Source organism: Kitasatospora sp. MY 5-36, assembly GCF_001182915.1.
Taxonomy (GTDB): Bacteria; Actinomycetota; Actinomycetes; order Streptomycetales; family Streptomycetaceae; genus Kitasatospora.
In genome coordinates this window covers 1-6425 of the sequence record NZ_LFVW01000648.1, presented here as the reverse complement: position 1 = coordinate 6425, position 6425 = coordinate 1, and the positions used below count along the sequence as shown (strand labels likewise).

Genomic DNA, 6425 nt, shown 5'->3' with positions numbered 1-6425 from the left:
CGAGCTCGCCCCGCGCCTCGCCCGCAGCCACGGCCCCGAACTGCCCGAGCTGCTCCTCACCGCCAACCCGGCCGCCGCCTTCGCCGCCGACTGGCGCACGCCGTAGGGCACCCGCCGTAGGGCACCCGCCGGGCCGTCGGACCCCGCCGAACCGCCGGGGCCGGTGGCGCGCGGGCCCGCAGGTACGGGAAACGGACTGACGGCCGCCGGTCGGGCCCTCTACGGTGCCGGACATGGTGACGCTGACGCTCCGAACCCTCACAACCGCTGACTGGCCGCTCTGGCGGGACCTCCGCCTCGCCGCCCTGACCGACGCACCGGAGGCCTTCAAGGCCGGCCTCGCCGACTGGCACCGGGGCGGCGAGGAGCGCTGGCGAGACCGGCTCGGCATCCCGGGCGCCCACCACGTCGCGGCCCTGCTGGACGAGGACCCGGTCGGGCTCGTCGGCGGCCTGCCCGGATCACTGGACGGGGTACGGGAGTTGCGCTCGCTCTGGGTCGCCCCGCGGGCGCGCGGCCGGGGCGTCGCCGTCCGGCTCGTCGAGGAGGTCGAGCGCTGGGCCCGCGCCACCGGCGGGACCACGCTGCGCCTCGCCGTGCTCCCCGGCAACGAAGCGGCGCTCGCCCTCTACCGCCGGCACGGCTTCGCCCCGCTCGCGGAGCCGGGCGACCTGCTCGCCGACGGGGTCACCCGGGAACTCCTGCTCGGGAAGCCCCTGCGGTGACCTGACCGACCGCCGCCGCACCCGGCTCCGGCTCCGGCTCCGATAGCGACAGCGACAGCGACGCGAAGGCGGGGCCTGCGCCGTACGGGGGATGGCACAGGCCCCGCCTTCGACCGGGCCGCGGGGGCGATCAGCCGGTCACATGTGGGTGCCGCCGTCGATGCGCAGCTCGGTACCGGTGACGAAGGCGCCGTCGTCGGAGGCGAGCATGGCGATCACGCCGGCCACCGTCTCCGGGCCGGCGAAGCCCTGGCCGAGGGCGGGGGAGAGCTTGGCCAGCAGGCTGAAGTCGGCGTCGGCGGGCAGGCCCGGGTTGTGGGTCATGCCGCTGTCGATGCTGCCCGGCGCGACGCAGACCGCGCGCAGGCCCTGCTTCGAGTACTCCGAGGCGATGGCGTGGGTGAAGGACTGGATGCCGCCCTTGGTCGCGGCGTACGCGGCCATGTACGGGTGGGCGAAGCTCGCGGAGGTGGAGCTGAAGTTGACCACCACGCCCCGGCCGCCCGCGAGCAGCGCGGGGAGCGCCTCGCGGGTCATCAGGAAGGTGCCGGTCAGGTTCACCGCGAGGAGCTTGTTCCAGAACTCCAGGCTGGTCTCGTGGGTGTGCGAGGAGCGGAGGATGCCGGCCGCGTTGACCAGCACGTCCAGGCCGCCCAGGCCGGTGGTCGCCTCGGCGACGCCCGCGACGACGGCCGCCTCGTCCGAGATGTCCAGAACCTGAATGGTCAGGCGGTCCGCGGTGCCCTCGGCGGTGGCGCGGTCCAGGGTCTTCTTCAGGCCGTCCTCGTTGACGTCGACGGCGACGACCTTCCCGCCCTCGGCGAGGATCCGGTGCACGGTGGCCTGGCCGATGCCCGAGCCGCCGCCGGTGATCAGGACGTTCCGTCCGCTGAAGCGCTCCATGGTGGTACTCCGTTCGTTCGTGGTCTCTCGACCTCGGGAACCACGGTACGCCTGAGTGGCACGTTGTGCCAAAAAGGCTGGCTGTGCCAGATCGTCGTGACGTGCCACCTTGGCATGCGTCCGCGTAGGCTGGCCCTGTGATCGGACGCCCGACCCTGACCCAGCGCCGCCGTGAGGCCACCCGACTGGAGATCGCCCGTACCGCCGCCGCGCTCTTCGCCGAGCGGGGAGCTGAGGCGGTCACCGCCGAGGAGATCGCCCTCGCCGCGGGCATCTCGCTGCGCACCTTCTACCGGTACTTCTCCGTCAAGGAGGACGCCGTCGCCCCGCTGCTCGCGTCGGGCGGGCAGGAGTGGGTGGAGCTGTTCGCGGCGAGCCCGGCCGACCTGCCGCTGCGCGAGGCGCTGGAGCGTGCGGCGGTCGCGTCGCTGACCCCGGCCGACGAGGCGCGGGCGGAGATGATGCGGTGGGCCCGCGGCCTGCTGCGCGACCCGAAGCTGAACGCCACCTGGCAGCGGGTCCACGCCGACTCGGAGGCGCGGCTGCGGGTCGCCCTCACCGGGCGCTGCCCGGACGGCACCGATCCGCTGGAGATCCGGCTGGCCGCCGCCGCCGCGACCGCGGCGATCCGGGTGGCCCTGGAGCAGTGGGCCTCCTCCGAGGCGCCCCTTGCCGGTCCGGGCTCCCCGCAGGACCTCGGCGCGCGCTGCATGCGCGAGCTCACGGCGGGGCTGCGGCTCTGGGAGCGGGTGGGCTGAGCCCGGGCGCAGCCCACCCCGCCCGCTCCGGCTGACGGGAGACAGCCGACCGCTGACAGATTTCAGATGACAACTTTCGAAATCTGTTATCTGAACGTTGTCATCTGTCAGCCCGGCTCCCCGTGACCTCCCAGCCGCGGTCAGCTTCCTCCCAGCTGGCGTTAGGGTTGGTCCTCGCGCCCCGGCGGGGGAACCGGGGTGACCTCCTCGGATGTCCCCAGCGGAGGGGACTGGAGTTCGAGGCGTGGGAGCAAGCGGGACATGGGTCTGACGAGCCACAAGGTGCTGGCGCTGACCGCACTGATCGCGGTCGTGATGATGGTCGGCACGGTCTGGCTGTGGCCCAGACTCGCGAAGAAGACCTGGCAGTCGGTGCTCGGCCGGATCGGCGCACTGCTCGCCACCCAGCTCGCGGTGCTCGCCGCGCTCGGCCTGGTCGCGAACAACTACTTCGCCTTCTACAGCAGTTGGGACGACCTGCTGGGCACCGGCGACACCGGCCCGGTGGTCATCCACAACAAGGCGGACGCCTCCGGCCGGCTGATGGTGGAGACGATGGGCCAGGCCGCGGTCAAGGGCGGCGGCGCGATGGGCCGCGAGCCCGCCCAGTCCGGCGAGATCCGCAAGGTCCGGATAGACGGCGCGGCCAGCCGGCTGTCCACCGAGGGCTACGTCTACCTGCCCCCGCAGTACTTCCAGCCGGAGTACGCCCAGAAGCAGTTCCCGGCCGTGATCGTCAGCACCGGATTCCCAGGAATCGCCGAGAACCTGATCACCCGCTTCAACTACCCGGGCGCCGCGCTCAAGCTGCTGCAGGAGGGGCGGATGCAGCCGACCGTCATGGTCCTGGTGCGCCCCTCGCCCGCGCTGCCCCAGGACACCGAGTGCGAGGACGTCCCGAACGGCCCGCAGTCCGACACCTACTTCACCAAGGACGTGCCCTCGGCGATCCAGGCCAGCTACCGGGTCTCCACCGACCCGCAGGCCTGGGCCTTCATGGGCAACTCGACCGGCGGCTACTGCGCGCTCAAGCTGGCCATGCGCCACCCGGACGTCTTCCCGACCGCCGTCGCCCTCTCCGCCTACTACGACGCCGCCGACGACCCGACCACGGGCGACCTCTTCGGGGGCAGCAAGCAGCGCCGCGACGAGGCCAACCTGCTGTGGCGGCTGAAGAACCTGCCGCAGCCGAAGGTGTCCGTGCTGCTGGCCGGCACCAAGAAGGGCGACGGCGACTACCGGCAGCAGACCGAGGCCTTCGTCGACGGGGTGCAGAGCCCGATGAAGGTCTCGTACAGCATGCTGGAGAACGGCGGCCACAACTTCGAGACCTGGAGCGCCCTGCTGCCCTCCTCGCTGGAGTGGCTGTCCCAGCACCTCAAGGTGCCGAACCAGTCCGCATGAGCCTGACCGGCCGGGCCTGACCGGCCGGGCCTGAACGACCGAACCCCCGGAGCCACGGCCCCGGGGGTTCGTCGGTTCGATCGGTCCGGTCGTTCAGGAGCCGTACGGCCCCCGCGCGGCGGTCCCTCCGCTCAGGCCACCCGCTCCAGCGTCCCGGTGTGCAGCTGGCCGACCCGGCCGCCCTCGCCCTCGAAGGTCCAGAAGGCCCGCACGGTCAGCCTGCCGAGGTCCATCACGTGGCTGACGGTGATCCCGCTCTGCTCGGTCCAGCTGACGAAGTAGATCGAGGGCGCGACCTCGGCGACGTGCAGGCGCACGTCCTCCCACTGGCCCGCCGACTCGCCGAGGCCCTCCCAGCGCAGCCGCGTGCCGTCGGCCGAGTAGGTGTTGCGGAAGGCCGCGCCGTTGTCGACCCGGAAGAGGTAGGTGCGGCCGGCGAAGGCGGGCAGGGGCGCGGTCATGGTGGGGCGGGTCCTCGTCTCTGTCAGGTCGTGGCGAGCACCCGGTCGGGCTCGCCGCTCTTGTGCACGGCGGATGATGTCAGGCTTCCAATTTATCCGACCGGGCGCACTCGGTCAGGCAAAGGCCACGGTACGGTCCGCCACCACGCGGCGGCCCGGGTGTGCGACCGGCACATGGGCAGGGCCGCGCGCCGGCCCTAGCGTCCGGCCATGAGACGTACCCCCACACGCCCCGGCCCCGCGAGACGCGTCCCCACCGCCCTCGCCGCCGTGCTCCTGACCCTCGCCGCCGCCCTGCTCGGCACCCCCACCGCCGCGCAGGCGGGTACGGCCCGGGCCGCGGCCGCCGCCCCCCTCACCCTGGAAGCGACCTTCTCCGCCCCCGGCAACGGCTGGGCCAAGGTCGAGCGCTACCTCGACACCACCCCCGGCTTCGGCGCCGAGCAGTTCCCCGCCGACGGGCGCGGCGACCAGGACGGCGCCCGCCGGACGTACTTCGGCACCGGTCGGCCCTCCTCCGCCCGGTTCCTGCTCTACTCCGCCGCGGGCTGGGACACCGGCGCCCAGGCCACCCCCGTCCTGCTGGTCCACGGCGCCAACGACAACGCCGACCGGGCCTGGGCGAACCCGGGGGAGAGCGGCGCCTGCGGTGCCGCGAACTGCCCGTCCACCGGGCTCGCCCAGTACCTGGCCGGCACCGGCCACCGGGTCTTCGCGATCGGCTTCGCCCACAAGCACGGCGACAACCTGCTCCAGGCGCAGGCGGTCGGCGACGCGGTCGCGCTGATCCGGGCCCGGCTCGGGGTCCCCCAGGTCGACGTGGTGGCCTGGAGCAAGGGCGAGGTCGCCGCCCGGGCGTACGTGTCCTCGGTGAAGCCCTCCTGGGGGAGGGCGTACGCGGGCGACGTGCGCCGGCTGGTCACGCTGGGCGGGCCGCACGGCGGGCTCGACTACGTGTACGCGCACGGCTGGGACTTCGACCTGGTGACCTGGCCCGCCTGTGGCGGCACCGCCAACGCGCCGTCCCCGCACCTCTCCATGACCTGCTACGGCACGTACACCGCGCAGCCCTGCCTCGGGGTGCTGCCGAGCGGCGGCTACGACTGCTACCCGGGCCAGCGCCAGCTGCTCGCCCGCTGGGACGGCACCTACGGGGTGGACAGCAGTGCGCAGGACTGGTGGACCACCTACTACGGCGGCCAGGGCTTCTACACCTCCGGCCAGGGCATCCAGGCGGCGATCGACGCGGGCTCGCTGATCGCCCCGCTCCGGCAGGCCGGCATCCCGGCCGCGGTGCGCACCTACCTGCTGGCGGGCGGGTCCGCCGACATCCCGGGCGTGCTCAACGAGGGTCGCGGGCCGAGCGACGGCCTGGTCTTCACCGCGAGCGCGCTGGACACCACCGGCATCGCGACGGTCGGCGGCACCCGGCTGCTCGGCGGCCTGAACCACCTGGAGCTCGCCTGGGCGCCGGACGCGGCGAGCCAGGTCAACGCCTGGCTGAGCTGAGCCTCAAGCCGGTCAACTCGGCTGCCGCACGGGGCCGTTGGTCGGCACCTCGGCGGTTGCGGCGCCCAGCCCGCCGCCGGCAGGACGGTCCCGTCGGCAGGGCCGACCCCGCCGACGGGACCGCGCGGCCCACACGGCTCAGGTACCGGCGGCCGTCCCGGCCACCGTGATGTCGAACGGCTGCCGGTTGTTGCCCTCGTACCGGTCGTCCGCGCTGCGCACCGCGACCGAGCCGCCGCTCAGCCTGCCCTCCGGCAGGTCCGGGGCGAGCCGGACCGGGATGAGGGCGGTCGCGCTGCGCCCCTCCCGCAGCCCGGGCGCGAACACGCACCGCACGACGCGGCCGCGGCTCACCACCTGGCAGGTGGACGGGAAGAACGGGCCCTCCGGGCTGACGCCCTCCGGCAGGGTGATCGCGACCGTGAACGGGGAGGCGGTGGTCTCCGGGCCGCCGTTGCCGACGAAGGCGTGGATGGTGGTGGTGCCGCCGGGCGCGGCCGCGTCCGGGTCGATCCGGACCACCTCCAGGTCGGAGTCGGACGGTCGCGCGGCGGCCTCGGCCGTCCAGGGCCCGGCGGTGGACCCGGCCCCGGACCCGGCTCCGGGCTTGGCCGGGGCCGGCAGGGTCGAGGCGGTGGGCGTCGCCGGTGCGGGCAGGGTGGACG

General features: G+C 74.0%; 6 protein-coding genes and 1 pseudogene. 4 read left to right on the top strand and 3 right to left on the bottom strand.

Annotation, left to right across the window (positions count from 1 at the left end):
- Positions 1–233: 233 nt before the first annotated feature.
- Positions 234–725 carry a GNAT family N-acetyltransferase gene (locus AE652_RS32685; protein ID WP_049658187.1) on the top strand — a complete coding sequence of 164 codons (492 nt, stop codon included), beginning with the start codon at positions 234–236 and terminating at the stop codon, positions 723–725.
- Between the two features lie 138 nt (positions 726–863).
- Here the strand turns inward: AE652_RS32685 and AE652_RS32680 are convergent, their stop codons facing one another.
- Entirely contained in the window at positions 864–1628 is a 765-nt protein-coding gene (locus AE652_RS32680; RefSeq protein WP_049658184.1) for an SDR family NAD(P)-dependent oxidoreductase, read from the bottom strand.
- Between the two features lie 137 nt (positions 1629–1765).
- Here AE652_RS32680 and AE652_RS32675 point away from each other — a divergent pair, with 137 nt between their 5' ends.
- Together AE652_RS32675 and AE652_RS32670 are read left to right on the top strand one after the other, a co-directional pair.
- Complete coding sequence (locus AE652_RS32675) at positions 1766–2386, top strand: TetR family transcriptional regulator (protein WP_234348628.1); 621 nt, start codon at positions 1766–1768, stop codon at positions 2384–2386.
- 261 nt (positions 2387–2647) lie between these two features.
- Positions 2648–3790, top strand: a complete 1143-nt coding sequence (locus AE652_RS32670; RefSeq protein ID WP_049658183.1) for an esterase family protein — start codon at positions 2648–2650, stop codon at positions 3788–3790.
- 131 nt (positions 3791–3921) lie between these two features.
- On the opposite strand, the gene AE652_RS32665 is transcribed toward AE652_RS32670, so the two are convergent.
- Positions 3922–4251, bottom strand: coding sequence for a MoaF N-terminal domain-containing protein (locus tag AE652_RS32665; protein ID WP_049658181.1), 330 nt, complete (start codon positions 4249–4251; stop codon positions 3922–3924).
- A gap of 210 nt (positions 4252–4461) precedes the next feature.
- On the opposite strand from AE652_RS32665, the gene AE652_RS32660 reads away from it, so the two are divergent.
- On the top strand, positions 4462–5760 hold the full coding sequence (locus AE652_RS32660) for a triacylglycerol lipase (RefSeq protein ID WP_049658178.1): 1299 nt from the start codon (positions 4462–4464) through the stop codon (positions 5758–5760).
- A gap of 138 nt (positions 5761–5898) precedes the next feature.
- On the opposite strand, the pseudogene AE652_RS32655 reads toward AE652_RS32660, so the two are convergent.
- Positions 5899–6425 (bottom strand): annotated as a pseudogene (locus AE652_RS32655) (hypothetical protein); the annotation flags it as partial.